This is a genomic window from Streptomyces sp. NPDC052109, from assembly GCF_040680195.1.
GTDB lineage: Bacteria > Actinomycetota > Actinomycetes > Streptomycetales > Streptomycetaceae > Streptomyces.
This window is the reverse complement of record NZ_JBFAWF010000021.1, coordinates 63,215-77,940: the sequence shown is the minus strand read 5'-3', so window position 1 is coordinate 77,940 and position 14,726 is coordinate 63,215. Positions and strand designations below refer to the sequence as shown.

14 protein-coding genes are annotated in these 14,726 nt (G+C 72.3%); 7 read left to right on the top strand and 7 right to left on the bottom strand.

Features of this window, described 5'->3' with window-relative positions; all coding sequences use genetic code 11:
• Positions 1 to 163 precede the first annotated feature (163 nt).
• Complete coding sequence (locus AB0L59_RS32435; protein WP_365590217.1) at positions 164 to 928, top strand: MerR family transcriptional regulator; 765 nt, start codon at positions 164 to 166, stop codon at positions 926 to 928.
• Here the strand turns inward: AB0L59_RS32435 and AB0L59_RS32430 are convergent.
• The 3 genes from AB0L59_RS32430 to AB0L59_RS32420 are packed head-to-tail and all read right to left on the bottom strand — an operon-like array spanning position 914 to position 5,558.
• Positions 914 to 3,097, bottom strand: a complete 2,184-nt coding sequence (locus AB0L59_RS32430; RefSeq protein WP_365590216.1) for a 3-hydroxyacyl-CoA dehydrogenase NAD-binding domain-containing protein — start codon at positions 3,095 to 3,097, stop codon at positions 914 to 916. The two genes, AB0L59_RS32435 and AB0L59_RS32430, sit on opposite strands and share 15 nt — an antisense overlap.
• A 41-nt stretch (positions 3,098 to 3,138) precedes the next feature.
• A complete protein-coding gene (locus AB0L59_RS32425; RefSeq protein ID WP_365590215.1) occupies positions 3,139 to 4,353 on the bottom strand; it encodes an acetyl-CoA C-acetyltransferase in 1,215 nt (404 codons plus the stop codon).
• 44 nt (positions 4,354 to 4,397) lie between these two features.
• Positions 4,398 to 5,558, bottom strand: coding sequence for a CaiB/BaiF CoA-transferase family protein (locus tag AB0L59_RS32420; protein ID WP_365590214.1), 1,161 nt, complete (start codon positions 5,556 to 5,558; stop codon positions 4,398 to 4,400).
• Positions 5,559 to 5,985: 427 nt separating this feature from the next.
• Here AB0L59_RS32420 and AB0L59_RS32415 point away from each other — a divergent pair, with 427 nt between their 5' ends.
• Together AB0L59_RS32415 and AB0L59_RS32410 are read left to right on the top strand one after the other, a co-directional pair.
• Positions 5,986 to 7,182: a saccharopine dehydrogenase NADP-binding domain-containing protein gene (locus tag AB0L59_RS32415; protein ID WP_365590213.1), complete on the top strand. Its 1,197-nt coding sequence runs from the start codon at positions 5,986 to 5,988 to the stop codon at positions 7,180 to 7,182.
• Between the two features lie 112 nt (positions 7,183 to 7,294).
• Entirely contained in the window at positions 7,295 to 7,483 is a 189-nt protein-coding gene (locus AB0L59_RS32410) for a hypothetical protein (RefSeq protein WP_365590212.1), read from the top strand.
• On the opposite strand, the gene AB0L59_RS32405 is transcribed toward AB0L59_RS32410, so the two are convergent.
• Positions 7,447 to 8,190, bottom strand: coding sequence for an endonuclease V (locus AB0L59_RS32405; RefSeq protein WP_365590211.1), 744 nt, complete (start codon positions 8,188 to 8,190; stop codon positions 7,447 to 7,449). The genes AB0L59_RS32410 and AB0L59_RS32405 overlap by 37 nt on opposite strands.
• Before the next feature lie 61 nt (positions 8,191 to 8,251).
• On the opposite strand from AB0L59_RS32405, the gene AB0L59_RS32400 reads away from it, so the two are divergent.
• Entirely contained in the window at positions 8,252 to 8,548 is a 297-nt protein-coding gene (locus tag AB0L59_RS32400) for a YciI family protein (protein ID WP_365590210.1), read from the top strand.
• Between the two features lie 10 nt (positions 8,549 to 8,558).
• Here the strand turns inward: AB0L59_RS32400 and AB0L59_RS32395 are convergent, their stop codons facing one another.
• Complete coding sequence (locus AB0L59_RS32395; protein ID WP_365590209.1) at positions 8,559 to 8,897, bottom strand: plasmid stabilization protein; 339 nt, start codon at positions 8,895 to 8,897, stop codon at positions 8,559 to 8,561.
• 61 nt (positions 8,898 to 8,958) lie between these two features.
• A complete protein-coding gene (locus AB0L59_RS32390) occupies positions 8,959 to 10,053 on the bottom strand; it encodes an oxidoreductase (RefSeq protein WP_365590208.1) in 1,095 nt (364 codons plus the stop codon).
• 218 nt (positions 10,054 to 10,271) lie between these two features.
• On the opposite strand from AB0L59_RS32390, the gene AB0L59_RS32385 reads away from it, so the two are divergent.
• On the top strand, positions 10,272 to 10,688 hold the full coding sequence (locus tag AB0L59_RS32385) for an SsgA family sporulation/cell division regulator (protein ID WP_365590207.1): 417 nt from the start codon (positions 10,272 to 10,274) through the stop codon (positions 10,686 to 10,688).
• Between the two features lie 121 nt (positions 10,689 to 10,809).
• Here AB0L59_RS32385 and AB0L59_RS32380 read toward each other — a convergent pair whose 3' ends face one another.
• A complete protein-coding gene (locus AB0L59_RS32380) occupies positions 10,810 to 11,649 on the bottom strand; it encodes an isocitrate lyase/phosphoenolpyruvate mutase family protein (protein WP_365590206.1) in 840 nt (279 codons plus the stop codon).
• Between the two features lie 369 nt (positions 11,650 to 12,018).
• Here AB0L59_RS32380 and AB0L59_RS32375 point away from each other — a divergent pair, with 369 nt between their 5' ends.
• Positions 12,019 to 13,635, top strand: coding sequence for an ABC-F family ATP-binding cassette domain-containing protein (locus AB0L59_RS32375; protein WP_365590205.1), 1,617 nt, complete (start codon positions 12,019 to 12,021; stop codon positions 13,633 to 13,635).
• A 147-nt stretch (positions 13,636 to 13,782) separates the two neighbouring features.
• Entirely contained in the window at positions 13,783 to 14,559 is a 777-nt protein-coding gene (gene ddaH, locus AB0L59_RS32370) for a dimethylargininase (RefSeq protein ID WP_365590204.1), read from the top strand.
• Positions 14,560 to 14,726: the final 167 nt, after the last annotated feature.

Below are 14,726 nucleotides of genomic sequence, written 5' to 3'. Positions count from 1 at the left end.
CCTGTCGAGTCGCGGTACAGACCAAGGCAGCAGCTTCCCAGAAGGTTCCGTGGTACGCGGTGGCACACGTCACAGAGCGTTACTTCTCACATGATCCATCCATGGTTCACTCGGTGTTCACCATGGGTTTCACACCACTGGTGAGACAGCGATACTGCTGCACATGACGACCGATGCCGGGGAGACGCCCCTCACCATCGACGAGCTGGCCGCCCGGGCGGGCGTCACGGTCCGCACCGTCCGCTTCTACGGCAGCAGGGGCCTGCTGCCGCCACCGGCGATCGGGCCACGGCGCGTGGGGCAGTACGGTCCCGAGCACGTGGCGCGGCTGGCCCTGATCGAGGAGTTGCAGCAGCAGGGCATGACCCTGTCGGCGATCGAGCGGTACCTGCGCCGGCTGCCTGCCGACCTCACCCCCCACGACCTGGCCATTCACCGGGCGGTGGTCGCGTCCTGGGCGCCGGACACGGTGGAGACGGTGTCGCGGCGGGAACTGGAGCGCCGGGCGGGACGGCCACTCACTCCCGAGGACCTGGATCGGCTGGCGGCGATGAACGTCGTCATGGCGGCCGACGCCGACGAGGACGGCGACGCACCGGACGGTGACGAGACGAACGACGGCGCACCGGACGGCGGCACCTTCCGCGTCGACTCCGGGCTGCTGCGGCTCACCGTGCAGCTCCTCGACGTACCGCTGTCGCAGGAGGCGATCCTCGCGGCGCGCAAGGTGCTCAGCGAGCACTCGCGCGCCGCGGCTCACGAACTCTCCCAGCTCTTCCGCAGCGAGGTGGCGGAGCGTGACGCCCGGGACGTGAAGTCCCTCTCGGCGCACATGCATCCCTTGGTGGTGCAGGCGCTGCTGACGACGTTCCAGCGGTCGCTGCGGGAAGAGCTGAGCGAGTGGGTCACCGGGTCAGGAACGGACTGAGTCGCTGAACGGCTCCCCCTTCTCGGCCTTCTCCACGAGCAGCGCCGGCGGGGTGAACCGCTCGCCATAGGTCTCGGCCAGTTCCCGCGCGCGGGCCACGAATCCGGGCAGACCGCCTTCGTAGCCGTTGATGTACTGCAGGACGCCGCCGGTCCAGCCCGGGAAGCCGATGCCGAGGATCGAGCCGATGTTGGCGTCGGCGACGGAGGTGAGGACGCCCTCTTCGAGGAGCCGTACGGTGTCGAGCGCCTCGGAGAAGAGCATCCGCTCCTGCATGTCCCGGAAGGGGATCTCGTGGCCGGGCTCGGTGAAGTGCTCGCGCAGGCCCGGCCACAGCGCGGCCCGCTTGCCGTCCTCGGTGTAGTCGTAGAAGCCGGCGCCACCGCTGCGGCCGGGGCGGCCGAACTCGTCGACCATGCGGTCGATGACCGCCTCCGCCGGGTGCGGCGTCCAGGTGCCGCCGGCCTCCGTCACGGCCCTCCGGGTCTCGTTGCGGATCTTGCGCGGGAGGGTGAGAGTCAGCTCGTCCATCAGGGAGAGGACCTTGGCCGGGTAGCCGGCCTGGGCGGCGGCCTGCTCCACGGAGGCGGGCTCGATGCCCTCGCCGACCATGGCGACGCCCTCGTTGATGAAGTGGCCGATGACCCGGGAGGTGAAGAAGCCGCGCGAGTCGTTGACGACGATCGGCGTCTTGTTGATCTGCCGGACCAGGTCGAAGGCCCGGGCCAGGGCCTCTTCACCGGTGCGCTCACCCTTGATGATCTCCACCAGCGGCATCTTGTCGACGGGCGAGAAGAAGTGCAGTCCGATGAAGTCGCCCTGGCGCTCCACGCCCTCGGCGAGCGTGGTGATGGGCAGGGTGGAGGTGTTGGAGCACAGCAGCGCGTCCGGGGCGACGACGGACTCGATCTCCTGGAACACCTTGTGCTTGAGCGCGGTGTCCTCGAAGACGGCCTCGATCACCGCGTCGCAGCCCGCGAGGTCGGCGACCTCGGCGGAGGGGGTGATCCGGGCGAGCAGGGCGTCCGCCTTCTCCTGGCTGGTACGGCCCTTGGCGACGGCCTTGGCGCACAGCTTCTCGGAGTAGCCCTTGCCCTTGGTCGCCGCTTCCAGCGAGACGTCCTTCAGGACGACGTCGATGCCCGCCCGGGCGCAGGAGTACGCGATGCCCGCCCCCATCATGCCGGCGCCGAGGACGGCGACCTTCCGCACCTGGCGGGGCTCGATGCCCTGGGGCCGGTTGGCGCCGGAGTTGACGGCCTGGAGGTCGAAGAAGAAGGCCTGGATCATGTTCTTCGAGGTCTGTCCGGCGGCCAGCTCCACGAAGTAGCGGGCCTCGATGACCTGGGCCGTCTCGAAGTCCACCTGCGAGCCCTCGACGGCCGCGGCGAGGATGTTGCGCGGGGCCGGGTACGGCGCGCCGTTCGTCTGCTTGCGCAGGGTGGCCGGGAAGGCGGGCAGGTTGGCGGCGAACCTCGGGTTGGCCGGGGTGCCGCCGGGGATCTTGTATCCGGGCTTGTCCCAGGGCTGCTGGGACTCGGGGTTGGCGTCGATGAAGGCGCGGGCCTTGGCGAGCAGCTCCTCCCGCGTGGCGGCGACCTCGTGGACGAGGCCGTTCTCCTGGGCGCGCCGCGCGTTGTACTGCTGGCCCTGGAGGAGCACCTTCAGCAGCGCGTCCGCGATGCCCAGCAGCCGTACGGTACGGACGACTCCGCCACCCCCGGGGAGCAGGCCGAGGGTGACCTCGGGGCAGCCGATCTTCGTGCCGGAGGTGTCGAGGGCGACCCGGTGGTGGCAGGCGAGGGCGAGTTCGAAACCGCCGCCGAGGGCCGCGCCGTTGATCGCGGCGACGACCGGCTTGCCGAGGGTCTCGATGCGGCGCAGGTTGCGCTTGATGGCGAGGCCGCCGTCGAACAGTTCCTGAGCGGTCTCGGGGGTGACCCGGATCAGGTCGCGCAGGTCGCCGCCCGCGAAGAAGGTCTTCTTGGCGGAGGTGAAGATGACGCCGCGGATGGTGTCCTTCTCGGCTTCCAGCCGGTCGGTGATCGCGGCGAGGGAGTCGCGGAACGCCTGGTTCATGGTGTTCGCGGACTGGTTGGGGTCGTCCAGGACGAGGGTGACGACACCGGTGTCGTCCTGCTCCCAGCGGATGGTGGTGCTCTCGGTCATGACAGTCGTCTCCGTTGAGGTCTGGTGGTTCCGCGGGGAGTTCAGATGCGCTCGACGACGGTGGCGATGCCCATGCCGCCGCCGACGCACAGGGTGGCGAGGCCGTAGCGCTTGTCCTGGCGCTCCAGTTCGTCGATGAGCGAGCCGAGAATCATCGCGCCGGTCGCGCCCAGCGGGTGGCCGAGGGCGATGGCGCCGCCGTTGACGTTGACCTTGTCGAGGCTGAGGCCCATGTCCTTCACGAACCGCAGGACGACCGCCGCGAACGCTTCGTTGATCTCGACGAGGTCGATGTCGTCGATGGTGAGACCGGCCTTCGCCAGGGCCTTGCGGGTGGCGGGTGCGGGGCCGGTGAGCATGATGGTCGGTTCGGAGCCGGAGACGGCGGCCGAGACGATCCGCGCGCGCGGGGTGAGGCCGTAGCGCTCGCCGACCTCCTTGGAGCCGATGGCGACGAGCGAGGCGCCGTCCACGATGCCGGAGGAGTTGCCGGCGTGGTGGACGTGGTCGATCTTCTCCACCCAGTGGTACTTCTGCAGCGCGACGGCGTCGAAGCCGCCGAGTTCGCCGATGTCGGCGAACGACGGCTTGAGCTTGGCGAGGGCGTCGGCGGTGGTGCCGGGGCGCAGGTGCTCGTCGTGGTCGAGGACGACCAGGCCGCTGCGGTCCTGCACGGGGACGACCGAGCGGTCGAAGCGGCCCTCCTTCCAGGCGGTGGCGGCACGCTCCTGGGACAGGGCCGCGTACTCGTCGACGTCGCGGCGGGTGAAGCCCTCGATGGTGGCGATCAGGTCGGCGCCGATGCCCTGCGGCACGAAGTTGACGGCGAGGTTGGTCATTGGGTCGTTGAACCAGGCTCCGCCGTCGGAGGCCATCGGCACCCGGGACATGGACTCCACACCGCCCGCGAGGACCAGGTCCTCCCAGCCGGAACGGACCTTGGCCGCGGCCAGGTTGACGGCCTCCAGGCCCGAGGCACAGAAGCGGTTCTCCTGCACCCCCGCGACCGAGTCCGGCAGTCCGGCGGCGATCGCGGCGATCCGGGCGATGTCGGAGCCCTGGTCGCCGACCGGTCCGACGACACCGAGCACGATGTCGTCGATCGCGGCCGGGTCGAGGCCGGGGAAGCGGTCGCGGATCTCGTGGATGAGTCCGACGACCAGGTCGATGGGCTTCGTGCCGTGCAGGGCGCCGTTCGCCTTGCCGCGGCCGCGCGGGGTGCGGATCGCGTCGTACACGTACGCTTCGGTGCTCACTGGTGTGCCTTTCGGGAGGGTGGGCCGAGCGGGGGTGGGCCGGGTCAGCCGGCGTCGATGACCGGTTCGGCGTTCATGGGTGCGCCTGTCCCCCAGTCCCGCGCCACCGCCTCCGTGTCGGCGCCCGGCAGGGCGGGGCCGGTACGGACGGACGTGGGGGTGGCGGAGAAGCGGGGGGCGGGGGCGGGCTGGGTGATGCCGGCGTGCTCGGTGAAGGTGCCGCGGGCGGCGAGGTGCGGGTGGTACGGGGCCTCGCGCAGGGACAGCACGGGGGCCACACAGGCGTCGGTTCCCTCGAAGACCGCCGTCCACTCGTCCCGGGTGCGGGACGTGAAGCGGGCGGCCACCCGCTCGCGCAGTTCGCCCCAGCGGGTCCAGTCCTTGTGGGCCGGTGCCAGGTCGTCCAGGCCGAGCAGGCGCAGGAACTCCTCGTAGAACCGCACCTCCAGGGGGCCGACCGCCATGTACTTGCCGTCGGCGGTCTCGTAGGTGCCGTAGTAGGGGCAGCCGCCGTCGAGGAGGTTGGCGGCGCGCCGGTCCTGCCAGCCGCCGGCCGCGAGCATGCCGTGGATCATCGCGGACAGGTGGGCCGTGCCGTCGACGATGGCGGCGTCGACGACCTGTCCGGTGCCGCTCATGCGCGCGTGGTGCAGGGCCGCGAGGACGCCGACCACCAGGTAGAGGGCGCCGCCCGCGTAGTCGCCGAGCAGGTTGGCGGGGAAGACCGGGGGCTCGTCCGGGCGGCCGGTCATGCCGAGGGTGCCGGTGAGCGCGATGTAGGCCACGTCGTGACCCGCGCGGTCGGCGAGGGGGCCCTCCTGACCCCAGCCGGTCATGCGGCCGTAGACCAGGCGGGGGTTGCGGGTGTGGCAGTCCTCGGGGCCGACGCCGAGCCGCTCGGCGACGCCCGGGCGGTAGCCCTCGACCAGGATGTCGGCCCGCTCGGCGAGGTCCAGCACGCGCGCGGGGCCGTCCGCTGCCTTCAGGTCGACCACGACCGAGCGTTTGTTGCGGTTCGTGACGTCGTACGCGGGGTCGATCCCGAGGCCTGGGCCGCCCGGCCGGTCCACCCGGACCACGTCCGCGCCGAGGTCGGCCAGGAGCATGGTGGCGAACGGGCCCGGCCCGATGCCGGCCAGCTCGACCACGCGCACACCGGAGAGCGGACCGCTGCCCGGCGTCGCCGGCGTCCGTGCCGTCGTCATGCGTCCAGCCCCCAAGCGTGTGTGACACAACTGATGTAACACCGGTGATGCTAAGAACGTGTTCCACCGGACACAAGACCCAACGAGCAAGCGCTTAGCCAAGTGCCCGGCGCCGGACGGATCACCCGGGAGAGTGAGCGCCGGGTAGGCCGAGCGCACCAGGAGGCGCAGGCGGCGGGTTCGGCCGGGAGGCGTCGCCTGCCGGGCGCGCCGCGGCCGCGCCCGGCGGGCCCGGCACCCGGAACGGTCGGCCCGGGGGGCGGGTGACCTCGTCCGGGGCGAGCGCGGAGCCGCGCGCTTTCTCCCGCTTCGTCGGGGTGTTCCAGGCTGCGGCCACCACTGCCTCCGGGCTGGTCGTCGTCGCTCGTTCTCCTCACGCTAGCCTCAGCCACCGACAGCGGCGCGGGCTGCGGGACGAAGGGGTGTCATGAGCAGGCTGAAAAGGGCAGATCGTCCCTATGACCTCGTGCTTTTCGGAGCCACTGGCTTCGTCGGCACCCTCACGGCGGAGTATCTCGCCGCGCACGCGCCGAAGGAGCTGCGCTGGGCGGTGGCCGGCCGCGACACGGGGAAACTGGAGCGGCTGCGCGAGCGCCTGCCCGGCGGCGCGGACGTCGGCGTCCTGCGGGCCGACGTGACGGAACCGGCGAGCCTGCGTGCCCTCGCCCAGCACGCGCGCGTGGTCGCCACGACCGTCGGGCCGTACGTGCTCTACGGCGAGGACCTCGTCGCCGCCTGCGCGGACGCCGGGACCGACTACCTGGATCTGACCGGCGAGCCGGAGTTCGTGGACCTGACGTACGTCCGGCACGACACGCGCGCGCGGGAGACGGGCGCGCGCCTGGTGCACGCCTGCGGTTTCGACTCCGTGCCGCACGACCTGGGCGTGTACTTCACGGTCCGGCAGCTGCCGGAGGGGGTGCCGCTGACCGTGGACGGGTACGTGACCGCCGACGCGGCCTTCTCCGGCGGCACGCTCGCCTCGGCGCTGAACCAGTTCGCCCGCGGCCGCCGGCTGCTGGCCGCGGCGCGCGAACGGGGCCGGCACGAGCCGCGGCTGATGAGCCGCCGGGTCGCGGCGCCGACGGGCGCGCCGCGGTTCGCCAAGGAGGTCGGCGCCTGGGCACTGCCGTTGCCGACCGTCGATCCGCAGATCGTGCGCCGCTCGGCGAGGGCGCTCGACCGGTACGGCCCGGACTTCCGCTACCGGCATTACGCGGCGGTGCGGCGCCTGCCGGTCGCCCTCGGCTCGGTCGCCGCCGTCGGCGCGGTGCTGGCGGCCGCCCAACTGCCGCCCGCACGGAGCTGGTTGTCAGGCCGGCTGCGGCCCGGCGACGGGCCGAGCGCCGAGAAGCGGGCGAGGAGCCGGTTCGCGGTGCGTTTCGTCGGTGAGGGCGGCGGGCGGCGCGTGTTCACCGAGGTCTCGGGCGGCGACCCCGGCTACGACGAGACGGCGAAGATGCTCGCCGAGGCGGCCCTGTGCCTGGCCTTCGACGACCTCCCGCCGACGGCCGGGCAGGTCACCACGGCGCAGGCGATGGGTGACGCCCTGACCGACCGGCTGCGCACCGCCGGAATCGTCTTCCGGGTCGCGGCCGTCGACCCGGATGCCTCCTCCCTTTGAGGCTTTCACCGCCGACGCCGCCGGTAACCCGCGCTCACGATCGCAGAAGTCTCAACGGGCCCTTCAATGAAACAATGGAGACCAGGCCACAGCCGAAGGAGGCGGGGAAGGCATGAGGTTCGTGCTCGAAGTGACCGTGGACGAACAGGCGTCGGCGCAGGACCGTGCCGGTGAGCTGGGGCGCATCCTGCGCTACTGGGGCGGGAACCTCCGTCACTACGCCCTCGAACCGGGCGACGGCTCGGCCGTCCACGACTCGGCGTATCAGGAGGTCGGAGCCTGGCGGATCGTCGCCTCCTGAGCGCCGGCGCCCCCTGCGGCGCTCTGCGCCTCCCGCAGCGCGCGGCGGCACAGGGCGTCCGCCCGGCGCGTGGTCTCCGGCAGCCGGTAGTGCGGGGTCAGGGCCAGGGTGTGGGCCACGGCGTTGTCCAGGCTCACCCGGTGACCGACGGAGACGAAGACCGGTCTGACGCCGTCCCGGGTGCGCAGCGCACGACCGACCTCCTCGGTCCCCGCGAGCAGCGGAGCCGAACCGCCGCGCTCCGGGCCGGGCTCGTCGTACGTGAAGGTGAACGGGTTCTTGGCCACGCCGACGACCGGCAGGCCGGTGAGCACGCCGAGGTGGCTCGCGAGGCCGAAGCGGCGCGGATGGGCGAGGCCGTACCCGTCGCACACGACCAGGCCGGGCGCGCAGGGCAGCCGGTCCAGGGCGGCCCGTACGGTGGGGATCTCGCGGAAGGCGAGAAGGCCGGGGACGTACGGGAAGGAGACCCGGCCGACGGCCGTCGCCTCCGCCACCACGTCCAGGGTCGCCGCGTCCAGCACGACGGCCGCCGCTGCGACGAGGTCGAGTTCGTCGTCGTAGGCGACGTCCACCCCCGTGACACGTCCCGTCCCGGGCTGCGGCCCGCGCTCGTCGAGCAGGACCCGCCCGCGCAGTTCGTCCTGTACGGCGCGGGCCTCGTCCTCGGTGGCGGGCCAGCCCGCGGGTACGCCTACGGTCGTCATGGTGACGTCGACTGTACGGACCCGGGCGCCGGTTGCCGGAGCCGGGGGTAGGCTCGCGATCATGTTCGTACTGGAACTGACCTACACCGCACCCCTCGACGCCGTGGACGCGTTGCTGCCGGACCACGTGGCGTGGCTGGAGAGGCAGTACGAGAGGGGCTGCTTCCTCGCCTCCGGGCGCAAGGACCCCCGGGACGGCGGAGTGATCCTCGCCGTCGCCGAGAGCCCCGCCCGGATCGAGGAGGTCGTGGCGGGCGACCCGTTCCTCGTCGGCGGCGTGTGCACCTACCGCATCACGGAATTCGTCGCCACGAAGACGGCTCCCGAGCTGGCACGCCACCGGCAGACGCCGGACTGATCCTCGCCGGTCATCCCTTCTTGGCGTTCAGCGCGCGCTGCAACTCGTCCTTGTTCATGTGCGAACGGCCTTCGATGCCGCGCTGCTTCGCCTCGTTGTACAGCTGGTCACGGGTCGGGCCCTGGGAACCGACCCGGTTGCCCGACCGCTGACCGCCACGCTTGCCGGACGACATGTCCTGCGTCGAGCTGCGGCTCGCGGTCTTGGACTCGCCGGAGCGGGCGCGTTCCTTGTTGACCGTCCGCGCGGCGATCTCCTTGGCGCGACCGGTGCTCTCGCCCCGGTCCTGCGCGCTCTTCTTGATGTGCTCGTACTGACGCTCGCGCTTGGAGCTGGAACCGGCGGGCATGACCGCTCCCTTCCTCTCGCTTCCCGTGCCGGGACGAGTACCCGGGTTCCGGGCTCCTACCTCAGCGTTCCAGCCGCGCCACCCTCCCCTGCTCACCGGCCGCCCAGCAGCTGAGGTCGGGCGTGCAGTCCACGGTGTCGTACGAGCCGGTGTCGATCGTGCGCCAGGTGCGACCGGCGTCGGTGGTGAGGTCGGTGCCGGTGGGGCCGACGGCGAGTGCGGCGGTGCGGCTGTGCGGCAGCCAGGCGGCCCCGGAGCGGTAGGCGGGCGGGGGTGTGGCGGCCGGGGTCCAGGTGCGGCCGCCGTCGGAGGTGACCGCGGCGGCCTGCGGCGAGGCCCGGTCGGGGCGGTAGTCGCCGCCGACGGCGAGGCCGTGGGTGCGGTCGCGGAAGGCGAGCGCGAAGACGCCCTTGGCGGGATCGCCGGCCGGGACCGGTGTGTCGGCGGCCGTCCAGGTCAGGCCGCGGTCGCCGGAGTGCAGCACACGCGCGTGGGCGCCGCCGCCGGAGGCCAGCCAGACATCCATCGGGCCCGAGGTGACCAGACACTGGCCGCTCGCGGCGAACCCCGCCTCACCGTCCAGCGCGGCCGGCATGCCCGCCGAGGGCAGCACCCGCCAGGAGCGGCCGCCGTCGCTCGTGGACAGGATGCGGAACCGTCCGTCCACGGGGTCGCTCATCGCGAGGCCGTGCCGGCGGTCGAAGAAGGCCATGCAGTCGTAGAACGCCTGCGGGTCGGCGTTGCGGAAGGATTCCGTCCAGGTCGCCCCGCCGTCGTCGGTGCGGTACACGCGGGACGACTCGCCCTCGCCGATGGCCAGCACCACGGCGTGCCGCGCGTCGAACGCCTCGACGTCCCGGAACTGCAGGTCCCCCGCACCCGGCGGAGAGACGTTCCGCCAGCTCGCTCCGCCGTCCGTGGTGCGCAGCACCGTGCCGGCGGTGCCGGCCAGCCACGCCGTGTGCCGGTCGACGGCCGCGAGGCCCCGGAAGCGGACCTGCGGGGTGCCCGGGTCCTTCGGCGCCCAGTGCGGGCTCCCGAGTCCGAGCGTCCCGGCCTGCGCCGCCGGGACGGCCAGCGCGGCCAGCGCCGCCCCGCAGGCCACCCCCGCCGCCACCAGCCTGCCCGTACGTGCTCTGCGTCGCGTGCTCCCCAAGCGCCTCATGGCGGGCGAAGCTAGCCCACCGGCCCGACGCCGTCCAGAGGCCAACTGCCCATCGACGTGGGCGAAACCACCGGCCCCTCGCCGTGCATGAACGCGGTGACCGAGGTCACTCGTCCCTCCTGTGCACGGATCGGCCGGATCCGTCGTCTCTTCCAGTGCCGGGTGCCGCACACCCGGGCGTAGTCCAGCCGTCACGAGGGAGCAAGGCGTTGTCCACCGTCATCGAGCAGCCCGTAGAGGCCCGTCTCGTCGCCGCCGCACCGCGCATGCCGAGCATTCCCGCCACGCTGCGCTACGACCGGCGCGACCCGTTCGCCGTCGTCATGACCTTCCCGGCCCCGGCCACCCTCGAAGGGGTCGAGGTGTGCTGGACGTTCTCCCGCGAGCTGCTCACGGCCGGGCTGCAGGGGTCCGAGGGCCACGGCGACGTCCGGGTGCGGCCGTACGGCTACGACCGCACCGTGCTCGAGTTCCACGCCCCCGAGGGCACCGCGATCGTGCATGTGCGCTCGGGCGAGATCCGGCGCTTTCTGGAGGCGACCAACGCGCTGGTGCCCGTCGGCCTCGAACACCTCCAGCTCGACCTGGACCACGGCCTGGCCGAACTGATGCGGGACGCCTGCTGAGCGCCGCGCGGCGGTGCGGCCGTGGCCGCGGCTGCGCGCGTCGGGCCCCGTGCGCGAGTGACGCGCGCGTGGACGGTGCGGGACACGCCGGCCGAGCGCCACGCGCGCGTGGACAGTGCGTTCAGCTCGCCGTACGGGTGAGCAGCGCGTTCAGCTCGCCGTAGTCGTACCCGTCGGCCAGCAGCCCGTAGGTCCCCGCCCCCAGCAGCTCCCGCGCTGCGCGGCGGACCAGGGCATGGGCGGCCTGGGCGAGTCCGGAGCCCGCGCTGATCCGGGCCACACCGAGAGCGGCGAGTTCGGCGACGGACGGCGCGCCGGGGAAGACCATGACGTTGACCGGGCCGTCGATGCCCGCGACCAGCTCCTTCACCGTCCCCGGGTCGACGGCCCCCGGGACGAAGACCCCGTCGGCGCCCGCTGCGCGGAAGGCCGCGGCCCGCTCCAGGGTGGCGTCCACTCCCCCGGCACCGCGCAGGAAGGTGTCGATGCGCGCGTTGACGAACAGCGGCACGCCCGCCTCGTCCGCGGCCGTGCGGGCGGCGGCGATCCGCTCCGCCTGCTCGGCGACGGCCCGCAGCGGCTCACCGCCCTCCTCGTGCCGGGCGTCCTCGATGTTGACGCCGACCGCGCCCGCGGCGAGCACGGCCCGGACGGTGTCCGCGACCCCGGCCGTGTCCGGGGCGTAGCCGGCCTCGATGTCCGCGCTGACCGGGACGTTCACAGCGGCGGTGATGCGGGCCACGGCCTCCAGCGCACGGTCGCGGTCGAGCCGGTCGCCGTCGGCGGCGCCGAGCGCCCAGGCCAGCCCGGCGCTGGTGGTCGCGACGGCCGCGGCGCCGGCCTGTGCCACGACGGCGGCGCTGACCGCGTCCCAGGCATTGGGCAGCACGAGGGGCCGGCCGGGCACGTGCAGGGCGTGGAAGGCGAGGGCGGTTGCGCGGAGCGGGTGCTGATGCGTCATGGCCTCAGCCAAGCATCCGGCAGGAGCGGGAGGCTGGCAGGAATCCGACATGTGCGTGCCACAGCGACCCGGCGACCGAGAGAACCCCGTCAGGGGCGACGTTTAACCGCGTTGACAGCCGCCAGGCCCCCTTCTACGGTGTACACGGTCCTGTTGCCGTCGATTGGAGAAGGACGTTGCTCGTCTGAGGTCCCGAGACATCGCGTCGCACCGCTTGAGGTGTGCGCGGCGTACGACCTCGGCGTCCGAGCCGTCCTCCGGCGCAGGCCCTTTTTCATGGCCTCCTCGTGCCGCACGACCCTTCGGTTCCCGCCTCGCGGTGTCTCGACATGCGCCCACCGACCGCACGACACCCTTCGCGAGGCCCTCATGTCACCTTCCCTCTCCTGCACGTCCCTGTCCTTCACCTGGCCCGACGGCACCGCTGTCTTCGACGGCCTGGACATCGCCTTCGGGCCCGGCCGGACCGGGCTCGTCGGCGTCAACGGATCGGGGAAATCCACCCTGTTGAAGCTGCTGGCCGGGGAACTCACCCCGGCCGACGGCACCGTCAAGGTCACCGGCGAGGTCGGTCACCTCCCGCAGAACGTCACCCTCGACACCGCGCTCCGCGTCGACCAGGCCCTAGGTATCGCCGGACGGCGGGCCGCGCTGCACGCCATCGAGGGGGGCGACCCCGCCCAGGAGCACTTCGAGACGCTGGGCGACGACTGGGACGTCGAGGAGCGCGCCCTCGTCACCCTCGGCGAACTCGGCCTCGGCCACATCGGCCTCGACCGCACGGTCGGTGAGGTCTCCGGTGGCGAGTCGGTGCTGCTGCGGCTGGCCGCGCTGCTGCTGCGCCGCCCGGACGTGCTGTTGCTGGACGAGCCCACCAACAACCTCGACCTGTACGCGCGCCGCCGGCTCTACCAGGCCGTCGCCGCGTGGCCGGGCGTGCTGGTCGTGGTCAGCCACGACCGGGAACTGCTGGACCTCGTCGACCAGATCGCGGAGCTGCGCTCCGGAGAGGTCACCTGGTACGGCGGCAACTTCTCGGCGTACGAGGAGGCTCTGGCCGTGGAACAGGAGGCGGCCGCGCGGATGGTGCGCGTCGCCGAGGCCGATGTGCGCAAGCAGAAGCGCGAACTGGCCGACGCCCAGGTCAAGCTGGCCCGCCGCAAGCGGTACGGCCAGAAGATGTGGGACTCCAAGCGCGAACCGAAGATCGTCATGGGCGCCCGCAAACGCGCCGCCCAGGAGTCGGCGGGCAAGCACCGCATCATGCACGAGGAACGGCTCGCCGAGGCCAGGGAGCGCCTGGACGAGGCGGTGGAGGCGGTTCGGGACGACGACGAGATCCGCGTCGACCTGCCGTACACGGCCGTACCGCCCGGCCGGCAGGTGCTCACCCTGGAGAACCTGCGGATGGCCTACCACGCGCGCGTGGAGGGCATTCTGGATCTGCGCGGCCCGGAGCGGATCGCGCTCGTCGGCCGCAACGGCGCCGGTAAGACGACACTGCTGCGGACCGTGGCCGGGGAACTGGCTCCGGTGGCCGGCGAGGCCCGGGCGCACGTACCGCTGCGCTTCCTGCCCCAGCGGCTGGACGTGCTGGACGACGTGCTGACGGTCGCCGAGAACGTGGCCCGGTTCGCGCCGGACTCCACCAACAACCGGATCCGGGCGCGCCTGGCCCGCTTCCTGTTCCGGGGCGCGCGGGCGGACCAGAAGGCGGCCACCCTGTCGGGCGGCGAGCGGTTCCGGGCGGCCCTGGCCGCGCTGATGCTCGCCGAACCGGCACCGCAGCTGCTGCTGCTCGACGAGCCGACCAACAACCTCGACATGGCGAGCGTGCGGCAGTTGACCTCGGCCCTGGAGTCCTACGAGGGCGCGCTGCTCGTGGCCAGCCACGATCTGCCGTTCCTGGAGTCGATCGGCATCACCCGCTGGCTGCTGATGGAGGAGGGAGAACTGAAGGAGATCACCTCGGAGGACGTCGGGTGACCCGCCTGGCGTCGGACACGAGGGGACATCTCAGGAGGGGCACAGCCTGACAACGAAGGTTTTGTCCTGGCCGGAGCGGACTGCATGATGGCCAACCGGCGCTGTTCACCGGCGCCGACACCGCACCATCGATTCGAAAGGCCCCTCGTGCCCAGCAAGAAGGCCCTCGTCCGCCGCCCCAGCCCACGCCTCGCCGAAGGCCTGGTGACGCACCTCGAGCGGGAGACGGTCGATGTGGGGCTCGCGGTCGAGCAGTGGGAGGCGTACGTCACGGCCCTGCGCACGCACGGCTGGGAGACGATCGAGGTCGATCCGGAGGACGACTGCCCCGACTCGGTGTTCGTCGAGGACACCGTCGTCATGTACAAGAACGTGGCGTTGATCACCCGGCCCGGCGCGCAGTCCCGCCGCGCCGAGACCGTCGGGGTGGAGGAGGCGGTGGCCCGTCTCGGCTGCTCGGTGAACTGGATCTGGGAGCCGGGCACGCTGGACGGCGGTGACGTCCTGAAGGTCGGCGACACGATTTACGTCGGCCGCGGCGGGCGCACCAACGCGGCCGGCGTGCAGCAGGTGCGGGCCGCCTTCGAGCCGCTGGGCGCCCGCGTGGTGGCCGTCCCCGTGAGCAAGGTGCTGCACCTGAAGTCGGCGGTGACCGCGCTGCCCGACGGCACGGTGATCGGGCACATCCCGAAGGTCGACCGGCCGTCGCTGTTCCCCGGCTTCCTGTCGGTGCCGGAGGAGTCCGGCGCCCACGTGGTCCTGCTCGGCGGGCACAAGCTGCTGATGGCGGCGAGCGCCCCGAAGACCGCGGAACTGCTGACCGATCTCGGCCACGAGGTGGTCACGGTGGACATCGGCGAGTTCGAGAAGCTCGAGGGTTGTGTGACGTGCCTCTCGGTACGCATGCGCGAGCTGTACACCTGACGGGTGGTCCAGTTACCTCGGCGGTCCAGGGATCCACGCCGGTCCCGGGGCCGTCGGCGTGTCCGGCGGTGCTGAGCAGCGCTCTTTTACAGCGGCCTTAACCTACGGGTTCGTAACCTACGGCTTCGTAGCTTACGATCTCGTAGGTTTCCCGGCGCCGCTCGCCG

Coding starts and splice junctions, on each gene's coding strand:
- AB0L59_RS32435 (WP_365590217.1), top strand. CDS start 164: ATGACGACCGATGCCGGGGAGACGCCCCTCACCATCGACGAGCTGGCC.
- AB0L59_RS32430 (WP_365590216.1), bottom strand. CDS start 3,097: ATGACCGAGAGCACCACCATCCGCTGGGAGCAGGACGACACCGGTGTC.
- AB0L59_RS32420 (WP_365590214.1), bottom strand. CDS start 5,558: ATGACGACGGCACGGACGCCGGCGACGCCGGGCAGCGGTCCGCTCTCC.
- AB0L59_RS32415 (WP_365590213.1), top strand. CDS start 5,986: ATGAGCAGGCTGAAAAGGGCAGATCGTCCCTATGACCTCGTGCTTTTC.
- AB0L59_RS32410 (WP_365590212.1), top strand. CDS start 7,295: ATGAGGTTCGTGCTCGAAGTGACCGTGGACGAACAGGCGTCGGCGCAG.
- AB0L59_RS32405 (WP_365590211.1), bottom strand. CDS start 8,190: ATGACGACCGTAGGCGTACCCGCGGGCTGGCCCGCCACCGAGGACGAG.
- AB0L59_RS32400 (WP_365590210.1), top strand. CDS start 8,252: ATGTTCGTACTGGAACTGACCTACACCGCACCCCTCGACGCCGTGGAC.
- AB0L59_RS32395 (WP_365590209.1), bottom strand. CDS start 8,897: ATGCCCGCCGGTTCCAGCTCCAAGCGCGAGCGTCAGTACGAGCACATC.
- AB0L59_RS32380 (WP_365590206.1), bottom strand. CDS start 11,649: ATGACGCATCAGCACCCGCTCCGCGCAACCGCCCTCGCCTTCCACGCC.
- AB0L59_RS32375 (WP_365590205.1), top strand. CDS start 12,019: ATGTCACCTTCCCTCTCCTGCACGTCCCTGTCCTTCACCTGGCCCGAC.